This is a genomic window from Calothrix anomala FACHB-343 (assembly GCF_014696435.1).
GTDB lineage: Bacteria > Cyanobacteriota > Cyanobacteriia > Cyanobacteriales > Nostocaceae > Aulosira > Aulosira anomala_A.
Genome location: NZ_JACJQG010000082.1, coordinates 20,075 through 39,659 on the forward strand (window position 1 = coordinate 20,075; position 19,585 = coordinate 39,659).

Below are 19,585 nucleotides of genomic sequence, written 5' to 3' on the forward strand. Positions count from 1 at the left end.
ACAGATTTTCCCGAAAAACTTGGTGCAAAATGATTGAACACCTTTTTGAGAAGTTATAAATTGCTTCCTAACTTCTCACTTATTGACCTTTATACACTATTTCACAACTTTCAAGTATTTTCCAGAAAATTTTTGACATATTTGCTACCAGTTTTTCTGGGAAGTATAGCAAGTCTTTTACTCTTGAGGCGGGATAAAGCTTCTGGATTTAGACAATCCACAACTAAACACATTTGATGGAAAACAATATATTTATTTAGGTAAAAAGTACTAAATAAAACGTTATTAATTACGCAAAGATAAGTGTATGCACCGATGTAGATAAACATGATTTTATTTAATCTGTAGAGACATTAGTGTTATTAATTTGACAATGAGTGGTCATGCTAAAGTTTCTGTGATTGTGCCTGTCTATCAAGTAGAGAAGTACATACATGAAACAATTAGTTCAATTTTGCAGCAGACATGGCAGGACTTTGAGCTATTAATTATAGATGACGAATCGCGCGATCGCAGTATCGAGATTTGTCGAGAATTTACCGATAGTAGAATCAAAATCATTAGCCAAAAAAATCGCGGATTAGCAGGAGCAAGAAATACAGGGATTCGCCATGCTCAAGGGGAATATTTAGCTTTCCTAGATTCTGACGATTTATGGCTACCACAGAAATTAGAAAAGCATCTACATCATTTAGAAAATAACCCAACTATCGGTATTAGTTTTAGCCGCTCTGCCTTTATTGATGAACAAGGAAAGCCATTAGGCATCTATCAAATGCCTAAACTCAAAAATATCAGTGCTAGCGATTTATTCTGCCGCAATCCTATCGGTAACGGTTCCGCCGTAGTCATTCGCCGGGAAGTTTTGCAAGAAATTAAATTTGCAGAGACTGTTGATGGCGTCCTAGAAGACTGGTATTTTGATGAAAGCTTCCGTCAATCTGAAGATATAGAATGCTGGTTGCGCATCATTCTGCAAACCAAATGGCAAATTGAAGGTATTCCTGAAGCTTTGACTTTATATCGCGTCAACTCTGGTGGTTTGTCTGCAAATCTGCTCAAGCAACTAGAATCTTGGGAACGGATTATTGATAAAGCCAAAGTATACGCCCCAGAATTCATTGCAAAATGGGAAAATCCGGCTAGAGCCTATCAATTAAGATATCTAGCTCGAAGAGCTGTGAGACAACGCGATAGTAAGGTTGCAGTAGAACTAGTCAATCGTGCATTGATGACTCATTGGCAAATACTGTTAGCAGAACCTCATCGCACAATCTTGACTATATTGGCAGCTTATTTGCAGCACCTTCTCCCTAAATCATTTTATTCTCAGATAGAAGCTCTCAGTCTGCAAATCACAGGCGCTAATCAAAAACGCCAAATTAACCAAGACCAATTTGTTTAATTGCGTTCATCTTTGTTCCCTAATCTAGCAATTTTCACTCATCTTCTCTTCAGTTTCGGCTGTTCTCGATAAGTCTGAGAGAAGCCGAAGCCTAACTCCATTTTTTGTCTTGGCTGTTAACTACTGGGTTAACAGTCAAATTTCGAATTGTTAATTAATAATATCTGAGTTAAAAAAATGAAGCCAAGAATATTACATTTAATCAGCGACACAAAAATGGGTGGAATTATGTCTGCCCTCAAAAGTTTGACAACTTCCTATTTAAAAGATAAATGGGATTTTGTGATCGGCTCTAGTAAAAAACTATCAAATAATAAATCATCATTTAAAGTCATTATTTTTCATGATTCCCGTAATTGGAAACGCTTACTCAAATTATTAATCATCAAACTTAAAAACCCCCAAAGCCAAATAGTTATTCACGAACATCATTATTCTGAGGGATTTGTGCAATGTAATGTGCCTAACAAATCTCGATTTTATTTGATGCTCAAGTTGTCTTATGGTCTTGCTGACTGGGTAGTAGCTATCTCTTACGGTCAAGAAAAATGGTTAAAAGAAAACCGCTTAGTTTCTGCGAAAAAATTAGTTTTAATTCAGCAGTGTCGAGCGCTGAATGATTTTTTCACAGTTCCACCAAAACCTATCGAAAAACCATTAATTGTCGGAGCTTATGGGCGGTTTCATCCGCAAAAAGGATTTGATACTTTACTAGAGGCTATGAAATTAATTCCCAATTCACCGATTAAATTACGCATTGCTGGTGAGGGGGATGAAGAAACCAAATTAAAACAATTAGCCCAAGGATTGAATAACGTTGAATTTATTGGGAGAGTTGATAATGTACCTGAGTTTCTCCAAACCTGTGATGCAGTAGCAATACCCTCGCGCTGGGAACCAATGGGAATAGTTGGCGTAGAAGCTAAAGCAGCAGGTAGGTTTGTGATTGCTACCGAGATAGATGGTTTAACTGAACAAGTTGCTCACTGTGGTGTTCTAGTTCCCCCCCAAGATCCAGAAAAACTCGCTCAGGCGATCGCCTCTATTCCTGAGCAAGATATAGAAGCACTAGCTAAAATTGGACGCCAATCAGTAGAAGGCGCTTGGGAGAAATACTTAGACGAATGGGATACTTTTCTCAGCCAAATAACTCAATAACTTCCCTCATATTTTTCAGGAATAAATCAAGATGAATTTGGCTAAAGATTTCACGAGCAAAATTAGATATAAACTCTCAGATAAATTTATTCAAAATTTTAGCTGGCTAGGGGGAGCACAAATTGTCTATCGCTTTTTTCGGTTAGCAACTACAATCACATTAGCTCGGTTATTAAACCCTGTTGATTATGGTTTAGCTGCACTCGTATTAACTACCAATGAATTTGTCAATGTATTTGCCCAATCTGGCATTGACGTTAAGCTAATTCAAGCACCAGAAAAAGAACTTAATGAATTATGTAACACGGCCTATTGGTTAAATTGGTTGATGTATAGTGGGATTTTTCTCATCCAATGTATTGTTGCTTTTATTATTGGCTGGGCTTATGGCAACATGCAATTGATTTTGCCAATATGTCTCATGGCAACAGTTTATTTAACTATCCCCATTGCCTTAGTACAATGTGTGTTAATTCAGCGCGAAAATCGTATGAGCGTTATAGCTGTAACTCACATGTTGCAGCTCTGCATTGATTGCGTATTAACCATTATCCTGGCTTTCCTCGGCTTGGGAATGTGGGCGATTATTTTACCAAAAATCTTAGTAGCTCCTATTTGGGTATGGCGATGTTATGCTCATCATCCTTGGCGAGTCAATAGTAAATTTACATTAAAAAACTGGCAAGAAATAGTCAAATTTGGTCGAAATATATTAGGTTCTCAACTGCTAACAACTCTCAGGAATAATATTGATTATTTCTTAGTCGGTACATTTTTAGGAGTTGAGCAATTAGGAGTATATTATTTTGCTTTTAATGCAGGATTAGGTATTAGCCTGGGTATTATTACAGCCTTTAGCTCGGCTTTATTTCCTTATTTATGCTCCGTCAGCAATAATCTTGAACGGTTAAAAGAACGGTTCTTTAAAGGTTTAAAAACCGTTGCTTTAATTACAATTCCGCTCATCTTACTGCAATCCACTACATCACCTTTTTATGTACCCTTAATCTTTGGTCAAAAGTGGGTAATAGCAGGTGCAGTACCAATTTTGATTCTTATTTGTTTATCTGCGATTCCTCGCCCTTTTGGAGATGCAGCTTCCCAAATTCTACGTGCAGTCAATAAACCAGATATCGATTTTAAATGGAATGTAATTTTTACAGCCATTTTAGTATTTGGTTTACTCGTAGGTTTACAGTGGGGTTTAGTTGGTGTCGCCGCCGCAGTCCTAATTGTCCATGTTGTCACCATACCTATCTTCACCCTTTGGTCGAGTAGATACGTCATCACCACCCATCCCGATACAATCTTTAAAACCTCTCTTTAACGCTCAATTTAAATCTCAAATTGGATAAATTATATGCCGAAAATTTCGGTCATCGTACCAGTTTATCAAGTCGAAGCTTACATTGCAGATACAATCTCTTCAGTTTTGGCGCAAACATACTCAGACTTTGAATTATTACTTATCGATGATGGTTCCCCAGATAAAAGTATAGATATTTGTCGGCAATTTACAGATTCTCGAATTAAAATTATCTCTCAACAAAATAGAGGATTAGCGGGAGCTAGAAACACAGGTATTCGCCACGCACAAGGCGAATATTTAGCATTTTTAGATTCTGACGATCTTTGGACACCAGAAAAACTAGAAAAACATCTCATTCATTTAGAAAACTCACCTTCTGTCGGCGTTAGTTTTAGTCGCTCTGCTTTTATCAATGAGACTGGAGAGTTCATGAATGAATATCAAATGCCGCGACTCAAAGACATTACCCCATTCCATTTACTTCAAGGTAATCATGTTGGTAATGGCTCCGCACCAGTTGTGCGACGAAAAGTGTTTGAGGAAATTAAATTTACTGCAAATTTGCATGGTACTGTCGAGGATTTTTATTTTGATGAAGCCTTTAAACGTGCAGAAGATATTGAATGTTGGCTGCGTGTAGCTATTCAAACCAATTGGCAGATTGAAGGCATACCAGAAGCTTTAACATTATACAGAGTAAATTCTCAAGGTCTTTCAGCTAGTTTATTACAGCAATTTGACTCTTGGAAACAAGTATTAGAAAAAACTCGTGCTTATGCACCTGATTTAATTGCTCAATGGGAAAATTTATCTCAAGCATACCAGTTACGATATCTAGCAAGAACATCTGTACGTTTACGCATGGACGCTCTCGCCGTTAAATTGATTCACCAAGCGCTAAAAACACACTGGTTTATAATATTTGAAGAACCTCGATTTACAATTTCTACTTTAGTTGCAGCTTATTTGCTCTGGCTCTTACCAAAGAATCTTTATAACCAAATCGAGATTTATGCTATCGAAAAAATGCGAAGATTACGCAGACAGCCCATTTTTTCAGATAAGCCAGGACTCATACAATAAGGGACTTCCAACTAAAAAAATATAAAGTGCGATGTGAGCAGAGGGAGCAGAGGATGCAGAGGGAGCAGAGGAGGAAGAATATAATTGCGATCTTCGCGCTTAAACTGGATAATTTAATTTCTGGAAGTCCCTAAACAGATTTATTCCCTTAATATAAGAAAACCGACTTTTTCAACAAGTCGGTTTTCTTATAGAGTGAATTAATACAATAGACTACTAAACACTCATTTCTTTGACAATAGCTAATAATTTTTGAATATCAACAATCATATCTGCATCGTGAGTTCTTAAGTCACCTTTGGGAGAATCACCCAGCAACGCCGCATAATCAAACCCTAAACCGCCGCATAATTCATAATAAGATGCAACAGGTACAGTTTTGGCAAATAGTTCAATCAGTTTTAAGTTTTTAGAAAAGATAATATTAGTCAACCCTGCTCCATGAGGAGAGATTATCATTTTGGCATTAGCAAATAAATGAACTTGTTCCGCAAAACTTAGATCCTCTGTTACGTAATCTACAAAACCCAATTTTTCTAGTTCTTGAATGACTTCTTGCTCGTTCACTACCTTTCTAACTAAAGTATTGCGTCGTGAAACATAAATATGGGTAGGAGTCGGTTTAGCTTTAATATCTGCTGGGAGATTACTAATTATCTTTTCTGCTAACCAACGACAAGAAGCCGGAGAAACGTGACAGTAAAATCCATCTTCATCTTTGATAGAACGACGAAAAGAAGGAACTAGTAAATTATTTACTAACATCCTTTTGCCATTCCATACTTGATAATCTGCTTCGCTATAGCCCAGTAATTTTAAGCTATCTACCTGATACTGTTGTAAATTTGGGCGGATGAGTAATTTGATTTTGACACCAAATTTTCTTTCATACTCCATTACCCCTTCCAATCTGGTGAGACAATCAATTAGCCAATGAAAATAATTATTATCCCAAGGGCATACTAGAGAAAAGACTGTATCTTGATGAGTATAAGGCGAGAATTTTTTGGATAACAGAGTTCTCAGAGATAAAATTCTGGATAAATGGTCTGCTGTATATTGAGGCCAGCTTGTTTCTAAAATAACCCTACCTTGACTATCAAAGCCAGTAGCATCTTTTCCCGCTAATTCTCCATTTTTGATACTGGCTACAAATGGTTTAGGAAATACCAGATTTTCAAATTCGGTAAATTTCTCGTGTTCTATAACATTCTTTCTCTTAAGAGAACTTACCTCATCTGCGTCTTGAAAGAAAAATGGATTATTCTTGAGTAAATCATTGCGATCTACTACCTGCATTCCTGATAATCGCAATAAATTAATAATAGGCTGACGTAATTTATATTTAAGTCCACTACGATACAAGGCTCTGTAAAAGACTCTGAGAGGAACTATTTTCTTGAGTGTGGATTTTAATGACATTTGTTTTCAGGTTAATTATACGATTGGCAAAGAAACTATATTTAAATTGCATAGCGGAAAACAATCAAGCTCTTATGCTAGGAGTCATTTTGACCGCCAAAATTATGCAAAATAAATGTTTCAAAAACTTTCACCTGCTTCTGCAGGATAATGTAAACAAAAAAGGATATTTTCATTACACGATAAACTTTGAGGCGGCAAATGCTACTTTGATTAATGATTAGCTTACAGCAATATATTTATTAGCCTAAGCTGACAGAAAGACCATTCAAGTTAAGATGCCTTATCAGCACAAGTTAACTATTTTTGCTAACTTATCGCTAACTTATATAGATCAATTACTATATATAAAATAAAGAAAATACTCGCAAAATACATCAGCATTTTTACATAACTCACGGTATGATAAAGAAAAATTTTGAAAATCTATCAATATAATTAGCTGATTAAATCCGCACATGTGATTTATGTCTAATTAGTAGCTACTGCAAATTGCGCATTTATTCATCAAATTAAAATTACCGTAAATTTACGGTTATAGATATTAAGCATCCGCTTTTATAGTTATTATTACCGATGGCTGTTGGCTATGCTTTGTTTATTCTGAGAATTTTCTGGATATATAGAAGGATTTATAGAATAATCAGTGCATATAAATTTTAATAATATTCCGATTAATAATGTGATTCAATTCAATCTCATTAATTGAGTGAAATATTATTTATAGCCAGTTTATTATGCTTGATGATTTTTGTAACAAAGCCCTAAGGATTATCAATGTGGCTTTAACAACTCTGGCTTTAGGAACACCTTGTTGTGCCTTACCTCTTTCTAGAGGCGATCGCCTGAATATATTGATGATTGAGGGAGAAGGATTTAGCGGTAGTTACGTAGTTAATCTAGACGGCACGCTAAATATACCCTATCTCCAGCCTTTACTTGTAGAAAGTTTAGAACCGCCACAAGTAGAACAAGTGATTTCTCAGGCTTTACTGGCGGCGCGGATATTTAAACCTAATGTTCTTCAGGTGAGCGTTCAAGTTGTTTATTGGGCACCTGTGCAAGTTAGTGTTGCAGGCGAGCTGTTTCAGCCTGGTACTGTGTTAATTAATGCTGCTTCTGACGCTCAAGCTTCTCTGGCTCAACAATCAACTCAAATATCAGGCAATTACCCAAGCGATCGCTATCTAACTTCTGCCCTACGTTCAGCTGGGGGAGTGATGCCAGATGCAAATATCAAAGAAGTTCGCCTAATTCGTGGTAATCAAGAAAAAATTATTGATGTATCCGGTGTATTTACTGGTGAATTTTTCGATGATGTCCCGTTGATTTCTGGAGATAAAATTATAGTCCCCAAAGCCGAAAACTTTCAAAATGAGCTAATGCGTCCATCTCGCATTACTCCACCAGGAATTAAGGTATATATGTCTAATTTAACAGTTCCTGCTAGTAGTAATTCAACTTCTTCCATTAATCAAGATTCTAGCAGCTTTCCTTATGGTTCTCGCCTCTCTCAAGCTGTAATTGCCGCAAATTGTGCCGGAGGAACTCGTTCCACTAATGCTCATAGACGAGCTACTTTAGTGCGTACCAATCGCATGATTGGGGAGACAAAATATTTAGACCGTCCTGTAGAAGAACTGTTGCGGAAGTCTCACAATGATGTGGATAATCCATTCTTAATGCCTTATGACGGTGTTATTTGCTATGATTCAAGGTTTACCAATATCAAAGATTTTCTAAATACTATTGGTGGGTGGATAGCGCCATTTTTATTACCATTTTCTATTTTTAAATAAACCTAATATATAGTTAAAAACCATGAAAAATATGTAAAAAATGCCAACTTTATCCTAATTGTGAACACAGACAACAAAACCCTTGCATTTATTATTCGGTTTCAGGAAAAGAGCGAAAAATCAAAATGCTTCTACCAGATAATACAAATAACAAAAATTTTATGCTTATTATTCGATTCCAGCAAGAGAGCGAAAGTTAAAAATGAGTACGCAGAAGACAGTTTATTCTTCTCATTGGATCTTGAGAATAAATCTATGGCGACAATTTCGTTACATAGGTTTAGGTTTAATTTTTAATTCTTTAATTTGGGGTTTTGCGATCACTTCTTTAAAAAAAGCGAAGCCAGTTTATAGCAGCGATTGGGCTTTGATTGTACCAGGTTCGGGAGCAGGAGTGAATTTTAACATACCTGATATTGGTCAAGCTTCATCTTCTAGTGTCTCTGCATTTGGTAGTTCTTCATCAGATCCTAGAGCTAACTACAATTACATCATCACTAGTGAACCTCTTTTAAATGCAGCAGCTGCTTCTCTAAAACTACCTCCTGAGAAATTTGGTAAGCCACATATCAAATTAATCGATAACACAACAGTTATTCAACTTGAAGTTACTGGTTCTAGTGCAAAAGAAGCTCAACAAAAATCCTGGGCTATTTATAATGCTTTAAACAATAGACTTAATAAGCTAAGAACAGAAGTAGCTGCTAGTCGTGATGAAGGAACTAAAACAGCTTTATTAGCTTCTCAGACTAAGCTAAGAGAAGCACAAAACCGTCTCTCTCAATATAAGGCGCGTGCTGCTTTAACTTCAGTTGAACAAATTAAAGACCTTTTAACTAATATAGAACAACTGCGTAAACAACGCTCTGAAACATTAGCACAACAAAAATCAATTGCTAATCGTCTTCAACAGTTATCTAATAACTTGCGTTTATCGCCCCAGCAAGCGGCTGATGCTTTAGCTCTACAATCAGATCAAGTTTTTCAACAATATTTAAAAGACTATAGTGAATCCAGTGGAGCTTTAGAAATTTTGCTTTCTAAATGGGGAATGAATCATCCCCAAGTTATTAGCGAGCAGGCTAAGTGGATGGGAGTTCAAGATGCTATAATTACCCGCGCTCGTTATATCTTAAGAAGAAATATAGATAAAGAAAGCATAGAACAGCTATATTTAACAACTGGTTCTGGTAGAGTCTCTTTATTTGAGAGTTTAGTAGGATTAAACGCAGAAATGGAGGGAATAGCTGCTGAAGCTAAAGCTTTGGATGAGCAAATTAAGTTGTTAGAAAAAAGGCAAAATATATTGTCGCAAAAAGAAGTGACTTTAGATAGTCTTGAGAGAAATGTAAAAATTGCTGAAGCTGTCTTTAGTTCTACTTTAGCTAAGGTAGATTTGAGCAAAACTGATATTTTTGTTGACTATCCATTAGTGCAAATGTTAGTAGAACCGACCTTACCTGAAAAGCCTAGTTCACCGCGACCTCCTTTTGTCTATGCAGGAGCATTATTCGGTTCTATATGTACTACCTCTGCACTGGTTATATTATGGTGGCGGAAAAAATTAAAAGAAAGAGTTTCCCAAATGATATCTAAAACCAAACCAGAACCCGAGTAATTTAATTATGGCTAAAAACGAAGAAATAACTCCTCGTAATTTTGAGGAACGTGTGGTTTGGTACACGATAACTTGGACGTATGGCTTGTATGTAGTTGGTGGACTTTATATTGCTGCACCAGTTGTTGCTTGGATATTAGTATTTTATTTGTGTAAAAAACTTATCCTCCAAAATTCTCAAACTCCTGTGGAAGAGCGAATCACAATTCCCTTTGGAGTTTGGATTTGGATCATCAGCATGATAGTAATGTTAGTGGCTTTATTTATGGGTCACTTTGATTATAATTTGAGTAATGGAGAGATAATTAAATCTGCCATAGGTTGGGCTAAAGGTTGGGCATTGTTAGCAATATTTCCCCTTATTGGCTGCTTAAATATTCGTCCTGAGTTGGTGTATCGTGCAGGTTGTATTGTTTGTTATCAGACTTTGCTATTTTTTCCGTTTTTTTATATAGCCTATCTTGCACATTTACCTGCAACTTTGTATGTTTCTCCCTTGAAAGCTGTGGGAGGCCCCGGGCCAGACTTTTTTGCGATGAATCTTTATGAAGTTGACCCGGAAGCAGGTTCAGCTCGATGGCGACTATTTACGCCTTGGGCCCCAGCTGTAGGATTTGTAGCGAATATCTACTTTATTTTTGCTTTTCAAGAAAAGTCTAAAAAATGGCGTCGGTTGGGAATCATTGGTAGCCTACTCATGTGTCAGGTTTCTGCTTCCCGATTGGCTCTAGTTAATTTGATAGTGGTGTCATCTTTAACCTGGGTGTTATCTAGGATGACTCGACCTAGAGTTTTAATGATATTAGGTTTTGCTTCGCCTGTAATCGGTCTAGTTGCGCCGTCAATTATCAAGGCATATAAAAACTTTAACGATGCTTTTAAAGCGGCTCGTGCTGGTTCATCTAGGGTACGTGCGGCTTTAGGGCGAATTGCTTATGACAGATGGGAGAGTGAAGCGCCAATTTGGGGACATGGAGTTGTGGAAAAAGGGCCCCATGTTGCAGAACACATGCCAATTGGTTCTCATCACTCTTGGTTTGGGCTACTATTTGTCAAAGGAATTGTCGGCTTTTTCGCTTTGGCTGTGCCAATGTTTTGGACTTTGATTGAATGTTTAATTAAATGCCAAACTAGCCCTGTAGCTAAGTCAGGATTAAGTATAATTTTTACATTATTTTTGTATACATTTGGTGAGAATTTAGAAATATTAGCTTACCTTTTTTGGCCTGCTTTAGTCATTTTAGGAATTGCATTTAAAGAAAAGGTTGGTAATCCTTTTAATCAGATATGATAGGCCGTTGCAATTAAAGATAACTAACGATTGGTCATTAGTCATTAGTCATTGGTCATTGGTCATTGGTCATTGGGCATTGGTCATTGGTCATTAGTATAAGGGTTGCAAGGGTGTAACCTTGCAGATATAGTTTGATTGATTTCTACCTATTTACTAATTAAATTTCGTTGACAGGTTTAACTAAATTTAAATCGTAAGGGCGTTCAATATCGTCTTCGCCTAAATACTCACCATTTTGAATTTCTAAAATTACTAAAGGAATCGAACCGGGATTTTCTACTTTATGGAGTGTTGCGGCGGGAACATAGGTAGATTCGTTGCGATTCAAGAATATTTCTTGTTCGCCACAAGTTATTTTAGCTACACCAGAGACTACTACCCAATGTTCGTTACGGTGATAATGAATTTGTGGTTTAATACTATGTCTTGGCTTGATTTCTACCCGACTAATTCTATAGTTATCGCCTTCTTCGACAACTTCTACATTTCCCCAATATCTAGCACCAGAATGGGAAGATTGACTGTTATCGGATTGATTGTTGTTCTCTTGCTGTGTCATATCTAAATTTTTCTAGCTGATAGCTTTAACTAGATGTTTTTTCCTAATTTAGCTTACAAGGATGAGAAACATCAAAACCATTTCTCAATCTTTAATCTTTAACTCCTGTATATTGAATCCTGTATATACGATTATTGGCTTCTTCTGTGACTAATAAACTACCATCGGGTAATACCAGTAAACCGACAGGTCGCCCCCAAGTAGTTGGAATGGATGGATTGAGTAAGAAGCCTGTGAGAAAGTCTTCATAGTAATTTTGCGATCGCCCATTTTGATCGTAAGGCACAAATACCACTTTATAACCCGTACCGCGATCGCGGTTCCAAGAACCACGAAAAGCTACAAAAGCACCGTTACGATACTTCTCAGGAAAGGTTTTACCATCATAAAACTGCAAACCCAAGGCGGCTGAGTGGGCTTGAAACAATACATCTGGTGTTTTTGTTTGGGCTACTAAATCGGGGCGTTTACTTTTGTTATTTGTTGTCTGGCGGGGGTCGAGATTATTTGGCGCAAGATAAGCATAAGGCCAACCGTAAAATTCTCCTTGTCGCAGGCTTGTCAAATAATCTGGTACTAAGTCATCGCCAATACCATCGCGTTCGTTAACCGTAGCGTAAAGTTCTTTGGTTACCGGATGGAAATCTAATCCCACTGGGTTACGCAAGCCATAAGCAAAAGTCTGCTGTTGCGAACCATCCAAATTCATCTGCTGTACTGAAGCCCTGGGTAAGGATTCTTCATCTACATTCGATTGCGAACCTACAGAAACATAGAGTTTGTTACCATCCGGTGAAACTACTACGTTACGTGTCCAATGTTGGTTATAGCCACCGCCAGGTAAATCAGCAATTTTTTTACCAGTACCGCTAAGTTGGTGTTGACTTGGATTATAGGGAAATCGTAGCACAGCATCGGTATTCCCCAAAAAAAAGGAATTACCTGCAAAAGCCATGCCAAAGGGAATATTTACGCCATTTTTCTCATCTGCAAAAGTCTGGCGTACATCAGCTACCCCATCACCGTTGCTGTCACGTAACAGCCGAATGCGATTTTGTCGAGTTTCGGTTACCAGCACATCACCATTAGGAGTTAAAGCCAGCCAACGAGGTGCATTTAAATCTTCAGCAAAGATATTAACTGTAAACCCCGGTGGTACGCGCAGTACTGGATTTTGGGGAATTGGTACAACCTTTGGGCTTTTGGAGGCGCTATCTGTCGCAAAAGGCGCTGGTAAGTTCTTGAGGTTAATCCGGATTGGTGTGGGTGAAAGTGGTTCAGTTGGGATAATGTTTTTGGCTGCTGTGGAATTTTGTGCTAGCGTAACCGGAGATGTAGATGGTTGCGGTGTGAACTCATCCAAGGAAGCGCGAGTCTGGTTACAAGCTGTCAGTGCAGTCAATAACAACAATATTGGTACAAAACGCTGAGGGAATTTCATGAAACGCTTCCAAAAGTAGCAACACAATCACAACAAGCGATCGCTATTTTTGAGTTTAGCGAAAACACCCTAATTATCTATCCCTCTGAGGAAAGGCAATTCAGAATTCAAAATTCAAAATTCAAAATTCAAAATCAATATAATATTGTTATCCAATGCCCAATGCCCCAAAACTATTAATTACCTGGCAACAGCAAACTATTCTTAATCGCTTCCCGCACATCGGGGGTAATTTCCGCAGAACTATTGAGACAATCTAATAGTAGTTGATTAGCGTACCAATACTGTTGTAATTGTTGCCAATCTTGTTGATTAAACTGCCAATCATGCCCAATTTGGCGCTCATCAATCATCAATTTTCGTAGGTTATCAATCCAAGCTTCTCCATGATTCTGCCACCAAATTTTTAGTGTTTCTCTACTTTGTTTTTGTGAGGGTAGCTGTTTTTTTAAATCTTGCAGCGATGTTTGTAAAGCTGGCTTTTCCTTCAATAAATGTTTTAAATCTAGGGCTAAACTTAAAGCAAACAACCGTTGAAAGAATATATCTGCCGTCATGGTTAAGCTGACAGCTAAAGCGTGAGTTAAGGCTAAATCTAAGGCTAAATCAGTGCAGAGATTTCCGGCTAAACGCCCATCTAAAGATATCGCAAAAATTTGGTTGCGAGCTAGAGGATGCTCTGGTGGCAAGGCTATGGTAAAGTAAAATGCCCGGATACTCGCTGGATGATAAGATGCTTGAATATCAGCAGATTTTTCTGTTACCCAAGTCATAAAATCATTTAATTTACTCTTGACGGTGGCTAAAGCCGCAATTTTTTGCTGCATGAGCTGCAATAAATCATCAGCAGGCTTTAACATCCCGACAGTGAGTAAAAATATTTCTCGCCAACGTTCTTCATGAATATGACTAACTAGTTCTTGCAGTGTTAAGCTATTGGCATTCGCAAAAATTTCTCTGGCTGTAAAATACTCTTGAAATGTTAAATGGGAAAAAGAATAAATTCCTCTAGCTCTTTCAATTAGTAACCCATGTTGAGCTTCAATTGCTTTTAATACCGCTTCGCTTTCTAATTCCAAAGCATCTGTATCTTGTATGGCTTGGGGAAGCTGAGATAAATAGTCAGCAATCAGTTGGCGCATTTTATTTTCTGGGAGAAAATACTGCCCTTGGGTAAAGGTAACTGCTGCTACGTGACTCAGGAGTTTAATTTTTTGCAGGAGTGATAAATTGCGATAAAGGCGATCGCGTTTAATTCCTCTAGCTTCATCCCAACGGACTAAGAGTAAGTCTAACCCTTGTTTATATAGTTCAGCACGTTGCGAGGGAAAATCTTCGGCAAATTGAAATAACAAACAGGTAAGATTTAATAAAATTGGTGTAGCTGCCAATTCGAGAATGGGGGCATTTTCTGGCAGTTCCAATTTTTGCATAAACTTCTGTGCCAATTCCTGAGCTTTAGCTGGGGTTTTTTTGGCAATGACTAAAAACCATTTGTAGGCAAATGTGATAATTTGTAATTTCGTAAAATCAGCAATTTCAACTTCTGTAAATCCTTGGAATCTATAATGCTGGGCAGCAATGCGGCAACTAATAATAATTTTATTTTGATGAAATATTTCTAAAAATTGCCGGATAATTTTAGTGATTCTTTCGCTATCTTTTTCGGCAACTTCATCTAAAGCATCTAACAAAATTAAAGCTCTACCGTGAGATAATATGGTAATTATTTGCTGTTCGGTAATATTAAAATGGACAAAACTGTTAAAAATATAATTTACTAAATTAGTTTGCGGTATATCTTTAGTATCTTCTGCTAAATTTTTTAAATTAATAAAAATTGGCAAGCAGTCCGCTTGAAATAATCCTTGATTACAGCTAATAGCCACTGACTGTAAAAAGGTAGTTTTGCCTGAGCCTGGTTTACCTAATATCATCAGCTTAGAATATTGGACAACTGCTTCTAGTCCGCTTACCCGTTGTTGTCGGACTTGACCTAAGCCGAAGCGCTCAAATTTATCAGATTGACAGTTTTGTAATTCATTAATATCTATCCAAGTTTTACTACTCATTTCCTCCAAAATATTCACATCTACATATAGTTCATTTAAGGCGATGGGACGGGCGATATCTAAAAGATGTAAGGTTCCACACTGGGCTTGGATTTTCCCATAGTGCAGAGACCTTAGCCTGTCTACTAAATTATTAATATCTAAAGTCGCCTGGGTTGGTTTATCTGCTGGGACTGCTTCTTCTTCTGTAGACTGTTGCAATATTTCTGCTGGGTCTAATTCTAGCGCCAAGCAAATTTCATTAAAAGCTTGGCGATCAATGGGTTTACCAGTGAAGAATTTCCAAATTGGTTGGCGGGTTTCCAAGCCAACAGTTGCGGCTAAATATTCTTGCGTCCAGCCTTTACGTTTAAAGGCTTGTTTAGCTTTTCTAATACCTTCTACAGATGCTTGTAGCGATCGCTTTGCCATTAGTTTTATTAAAAAATAGATATTGTTTTAGTTTTTCGTATACAAAATATACAACTTATACAAATTGGACGTAATCTTATACTGGAAACATAACACAACTAGGAAGACGACTTATTTATAATAGTCTCAAGTCAGCCAATTCTACATACCCAACTAGCTTATGGCATTGCTAAACAATATTTTGCCTTGTCGAGCAATGCCGAAGCTTTTATTTTAAACAAACTGGTGTTATCTAGAAGAAATTTTAGAAGAAATTTTCTAACTCTGCTGCCGGTAATGGACGACTTAAAAGAAATCCTTGCATAGCATCACAGTTATTTTGGCGTAAGAAATCTAGTTCTGCTTCTGTGTCCACACCTTCAGCTATGACTCGCAAATTAAGATTATGAGCCATTTCCATGACAGCTATTGTCAGTGCGGCTTTCTCTTGATTGGAGTTGACATTATGAATGTAGTATCTTCCTATTTTTAAGGTATTAATCGGTAATTCTTTGAGATTGGTTAAGGAAGAATAGCCGATACCAAAGTCATCTAGGGCAATTTTCACACCTAAAGCACTGAGTTTTTGCAGAATTGCGATCGCTCTATTTAAATTCTGCATAACTATACTTTCACTGATTTCTATTTCTATCCGTTCTGGTGCGACTTTCTTTTGCAGGAGAATGGCAGAGATATCTTCAATAAACTGGGGACAGTAAAATAAACTGCTGGAAACATTGATATTAATAGTCAATGACAAGAAATCTAGATTATACTGCCACATCTTAATTTGATCGCAGATGCTAGTGAATACCCAGTTTTCTAGGGGGAGAATTAAACCTTTAGCTTCGGCGACTTCCATAAATTCTAAAGGCGGGACTGAACCTAGTTCTGGACTTTGCCAGATCAGAACATTTTCGGCAGCAATAATTTTACCTGAGGCAATATCTATTATTGGTTGATAATATAATTCAAATTCTTGAAATTCATCTTGTTTAACTACTCGCTGTAAATAAACTTCTAACAATTGCATTTTGGGTGAGCTAGCCATTGTTGCTGACTGAGTTGATAACAAGTGCTTTTTCAAAGCAGCCTGTTTTTCTAGCCGATTCACAATTGCACTTAATAATTCAGCCCTGGTAAATGGCTTAGTTAGGTAATCATCTGCTCCCATATCCATTCCTTGACGAAAATCGGCTTTAGCAGATTTAGCGGTGAGAAAGATAAAGGGAATTGTCGCCGTTGCAGGGTCTTGACGTAATGTGGTTAACACGCCATAACCATCCAATTCGGGCATCATCATATCACATAAAATTAAATCGGGAATTTCTGATAATGCTAAATTTAGCCCAATTTTGCCATTAGCAGCCGCAATCGTATCAAAATCTTCAGCTTCTAGTAAATCTAAAATATTTTCTCTGACTAATTCTTCATCTTCAATAACTAAAATTTTTGTCATATTTTTAACCTATGGTAATTTGATTATTTAAGGGGATAGTAACTTTAAATTTTGTGCCTACGCCTAATGTGCTGTCAACCGAAATTTTCCCATTGTGGATATCAACACACTTTTTCACAATAGCCAATCCTAATCCTGTACCCAAGATATTATCTACATTGCTGGCTCGATGAAATGATTCAAATAAATATGGTATATCTTCGGGAGGAATACCAATGCCTTGGTCTTGGACTTCAAATATTACTTGACCTCCTTGACAATTTAGCGTAAACTCTACGAGGCAATTAGATGGAGAATATTTGATAGCATTGTTCAGTAAATTACTGAGGATATATTTCAGTAATTTTTTATCCATCAAACATGGTATAGCTTCTAACTGACTAGTAAAAGAGATGAGATGGGGATTGTTGTGTTCTATTCCCACTTCTTCTACAAGTTGATGGCAGTATTGCACTAAATCAAAGGCTGTGGGTTTTAATTCTAAAATTCCCGCTTCAGCGTTACCAATAAACAAAACATCGTGTAACATATCGGTCATTCGCTTCACAGCAGTTTGAATTCGTTGCAAGTGTGTAATTTGTTTTTCTTCAGTCCATTTATGGCGATAATGTTCTAATAATTCGGCAGAAGATAGGATAGTGCTTAAAGGCGTGCGGAATTCATGGGAAGTCATGGAAATAAACCGCGATTTGAGGTCGTTGAGTTCTTTTTCTTTTTCTAAGGCGAGGATCAATTCTTGCTCTAATTGCTTTTGTTCGGTAATATCTGCGCAATAACCGACAAATTCTACAAGCTCACCGAGCCGATCTCGGACTAATCTACCTGTATCATATATCCAACGATAGCTGCCGTCTTTATGTAAAAAACGGTATTTCAATTTATAGTAACCGCGCTCTACGGCAGATGAAAGTTGAGCCAACACCTGGGATATATCATCTGGGTGAATGTGATTCAACCAAAAACTGCTATCTTCAAGAAATTCCCTGGCTTCATAACCCATCATTGCTTTGACATTTTCGCTGAGAAAGATAGCGCCAAAATCTCCTGATGTTTTGCAAGTATAGATGACGGCGGGGGTAGAAGAGAGTAGGTATTGCAGCCTTTGTTGACTAACAAGTAGTTCTATTTCTGCTTGCTGGCGTTTGGTAATATCTGTTTGAATGCCGATGTAGTGAGTTAGATTACCTGTGACATCATAAACAGGAGAAATATTTAACTCATGCCAAGCTAGTTCTTTATCTCTGCGATAATTACGGAGAATCAGGGTAAAATCTTGACCGGCTTGCATTGCGGCATTCAATTCTTGTAAATCTTGCGGATGAATTTCATGATTTTGGAACAAACAAAAGCTTTGTCCTATGACATCGGCGGCGCTGTAGCCTGTCATTTGTTCGTAAGCAGAATTAACATAAATGATGGGGCCGTTAGGGATGCTGGCATCAGCAATGATAATACCATTACTGCTGGCGGCGATCGCGCGATCGCGTAGTCTTAAACTTTCTTCTGCTAGCTTATGTTGGGTAATATCTGTATATATACAAACTGTACCCACTGTTTTGTTTGTAGCATCTTTAATAGCATCAGCACATAAATATACCTGCACCAGATGACCGCTACGGACTTGCATTGTGACTTCTCCACGCCAAGATTCACCCTGTAGGAGACTATGCATTACCTGTTGATAGTCTGCTAGTTCGGTAAAAATTACAGATAGGCCGCCAATGGTTTGTAGTTCCTCTAAACTGTATTCATAGAGTTTGATGAATGCGGGGTTAATATAAGAAGTTTCCCCAGCAATATTACCCATAGAAATAGCATCGCTGGCGCTTTCAATAGCTTTGCGAAAACCTAATAATGATTCTTCTTGTGATTGTCGCTCGGTAATATCTGTACAGATCCCACAAACAGCATAAGCTACACCACGCTCATCTTTTAAAGGGAAATTAATTGTTAAATAATTATGTAATTTATCTAACTGAGGAACTATTTCTTCTACAGTAATGGCGATGTCATTAGTAATTACCCGATGGTGATTAGCTGCAAATTGATCGGCAATTTCTGGACTCCAAATTTCGTATATGCTTTTGCCCAATATTTCTGCTTGCTGAATATTGAATAGTTGTTCGTATTGGCGATTAATTAGTAAGTATTTGTTGTCAGTATCGACAATATAAATCACTGTTGAGGAATTATCTAAAATTGCCTTTAGCAGCTGTTGACTGTTTTGCAATGATATTGCTGCTTGTTGTCGCTGGGTAACATCACGACTGATACCCCGATAGCCTTGGAATTCACCTGCTGAGTCAAAGAAGGGTACACCAGTAGTTTCTAGCTCCACTAGACTACCATTTTGATGAATTTGGGTATTTTCTAAACCTTGGAATGCTTGGGGTGTCACAAAAATTTTGGCAAAATCTGCACTCAGATGCGATCGCCTTGGCAATAGCATAAACTCTAGAGGGCTTTTCCCTAAGAGGGTGTTTGAAAAGTTTTTAGGGGTCAAATTTTATGCTAGCCGCCTCACCATAATACGGATCATAGCAAGGTAGATAAAGGTTTCTGAAGTTTCGGGTAAT

Annotated in this window: 13 protein-coding genes; 7 read left to right on the top strand and 6 right to left on the bottom strand. The window is 37.4% G+C overall.

Going from position 1 to position 19,585, the window contains the following annotated elements:
* Positions 1-373: 373 nt before the first annotated feature.
* The 4 genes from H6G08_RS31910 to H6G08_RS31925 all read left to right on the top strand — a co-directional run bounded on the left by H6G08_RS31910 (position 374) and on the right by H6G08_RS31925 (position 4,955).
* Positions 374-1,405, top strand: coding sequence for a glycosyltransferase family 2 protein (locus H6G08_RS31910; RefSeq protein WP_190550520.1), 1,032 nt, complete (start codon positions 374-376; stop codon positions 1,403-1,405).
* Positions 1,406-1,582: 177 nt separating this feature from the next.
* Positions 1,583-2,563 carry a glycosyltransferase gene (locus tag H6G08_RS31915; RefSeq protein WP_190550522.1) on the top strand — a complete coding sequence of 327 codons (981 nt, stop codon included), beginning with the start codon at positions 1,583-1,585 and terminating at the stop codon, positions 2,561-2,563.
* A 31-nt stretch (positions 2,564-2,594) separates the two neighbouring features.
* The gene (locus H6G08_RS31920; RefSeq protein WP_190550524.1) at positions 2,595-3,890 is read left to right on the top strand and encodes a lipopolysaccharide biosynthesis protein; all 1,296 of its coding nucleotides are present in this window, start codon (positions 2,595-2,597) and stop codon (positions 3,888-3,890) included.
* Positions 3,891-3,923: 33 nt separating this feature from the next.
* The gene (locus H6G08_RS31925; protein ID WP_190550526.1) at positions 3,924-4,955 is read left to right on the top strand and encodes a glycosyltransferase family 2 protein; all 1,032 of its coding nucleotides are present in this window, start codon (positions 3,924-3,926) and stop codon (positions 4,953-4,955) included.
* Positions 4,956-5,171: 216 nt separating this feature from the next.
* On the opposite strand, the gene H6G08_RS31930 is transcribed toward H6G08_RS31925, so the two are convergent.
* Positions 5,172-6,377 carry a glycosyltransferase family 61 protein gene (locus H6G08_RS31930; RefSeq protein WP_190550528.1) on the bottom strand — a complete coding sequence of 402 codons (1,206 nt, stop codon included), beginning with the start codon at positions 6,375-6,377 and terminating at the stop codon, positions 5,172-5,174.
* Positions 6,378-7,156: 779 nt separating this feature from the next.
* On the opposite strand from H6G08_RS31930, the gene H6G08_RS31935 reads away from it, so the two are divergent.
* The 3 genes from H6G08_RS31935 (at position 7,157) to H6G08_RS31945 (ending at position 11,085) form a co-directional block, all read left to right on the top strand.
* A complete protein-coding gene (locus H6G08_RS31935) occupies positions 7,157-8,176 on the top strand; it encodes a polysaccharide biosynthesis/export family protein (RefSeq protein WP_199322819.1) in 1,020 nt (339 codons plus the stop codon).
* Between the two features lie 394 nt (positions 8,177-8,570).
* Positions 8,571-9,794: a GumC family protein gene (locus tag H6G08_RS31940; protein WP_190550532.1), complete on the top strand. Its 1,224-nt coding sequence runs from the start codon at positions 8,571-8,573 to the stop codon at positions 9,792-9,794.
* Positions 9,795-9,801: 7 nt separating this feature from the next.
* Complete coding sequence (locus H6G08_RS31945) at positions 9,802-11,085, top strand: O-antigen ligase family protein (protein WP_190550534.1); 1,284 nt, start codon at positions 9,802-9,804, stop codon at positions 11,083-11,085.
* Between the two features lie 160 nt (positions 11,086-11,245).
* On the opposite strand, the gene H6G08_RS31950 is transcribed toward H6G08_RS31945, so the two are convergent.
* The 5 genes from H6G08_RS31950 to H6G08_RS31970 form a co-directional block, all read right to left on the bottom strand.
* The gene (locus tag H6G08_RS31950; protein ID WP_190550536.1) at positions 11,246-11,647 is read right to left on the bottom strand and encodes a phosphomannose isomerase type II C-terminal cupin domain; all 402 of its coding nucleotides are present in this window, start codon (positions 11,645-11,647) and stop codon (positions 11,246-11,248) included.
* Between the two features lie 91 nt (positions 11,648-11,738).
* On the bottom strand, positions 11,739-13,088 hold the full coding sequence (locus H6G08_RS31955; protein WP_190550538.1) for a PQQ-dependent sugar dehydrogenase: 1,350 nt from the start codon (positions 13,086-13,088) through the stop codon (positions 11,739-11,741).
* 176 nt (positions 13,089-13,264) lie between these two features.
* Positions 13,265-15,571: an NACHT domain-containing protein gene (locus H6G08_RS31960; RefSeq protein ID WP_190550539.1), complete on the bottom strand. Its 2,307-nt coding sequence runs from the start codon at positions 15,569-15,571 to the stop codon at positions 13,265-13,267.
* A 244-nt stretch (positions 15,572-15,815) separates the two neighbouring features.
* On the bottom strand, positions 15,816-17,009 hold the full coding sequence (locus tag H6G08_RS31965) for a two-component system response regulator (RefSeq protein ID WP_190550541.1): 1,194 nt from the start codon (positions 17,007-17,009) through the stop codon (positions 15,816-15,818).
* A 4-nt stretch (positions 17,010-17,013) separates the two neighbouring features.
* Positions 17,014-19,512, bottom strand: a complete 2,499-nt coding sequence (locus tag H6G08_RS31970) for a PAS domain-containing sensor histidine kinase (protein ID WP_190550543.1) — start codon at positions 19,510-19,512, stop codon at positions 17,014-17,016.
* Between the last annotated feature and the right edge of the window lie 73 nt (positions 19,513-19,585).

Bases quoted from the DNA above. Each gene is read 5' to 3' on its own strand.
- H6G08_RS31910 (WP_190550520.1), top strand. From the start codon at position 374: ATGAGTGGTCATGCTAAAGTTTCTGTGATTGTGCCTGTCTATCAAGTA.
- H6G08_RS31920 (WP_190550524.1), top strand. From the start codon at position 2,595: ATGAATTTGGCTAAAGATTTCACGAGCAAAATTAGATATAAACTCTCA.
- H6G08_RS31930 (WP_190550528.1), bottom strand. From the start codon at position 6,377: ATGTCATTAAAATCCACACTCAAGAAAATAGTTCCTCTCAGAGTCTTT.
- H6G08_RS31955 (WP_190550538.1), bottom strand. From the start codon at position 13,088: ATGAAATTCCCTCAGCGTTTTGTACCAATATTGTTGTTATTGACTGCA.
- H6G08_RS31950 (WP_190550536.1), bottom strand. From the start codon at position 11,647: ATGACACAGCAAGAGAACAACAATCAATCCGATAACAGTCAATCTTCC.
- H6G08_RS31965 (WP_190550541.1), bottom strand. From the start codon at position 17,009: ATGACAAAAATTTTAGTTATTGAAGATGAAGAATTAGTCAGAGAAAAT.
- H6G08_RS31915 (WP_190550522.1), top strand. From the start codon at position 1,583: ATGAAGCCAAGAATATTACATTTAATCAGCGACACAAAAATGGGTGGA.
- H6G08_RS31925 (WP_190550526.1), top strand. From the start codon at position 3,924: ATGCCGAAAATTTCGGTCATCGTACCAGTTTATCAAGTCGAAGCTTAC.
- H6G08_RS31960 (WP_190550539.1), bottom strand. From the start codon at position 15,571: ATGGCAAAGCGATCGCTACAAGCATCTGTAGAAGGTATTAGAAAAGCT.
- H6G08_RS31945 (WP_190550534.1), top strand. From the start codon at position 9,802: ATGGCTAAAAACGAAGAAATAACTCCTCGTAATTTTGAGGAACGTGTG.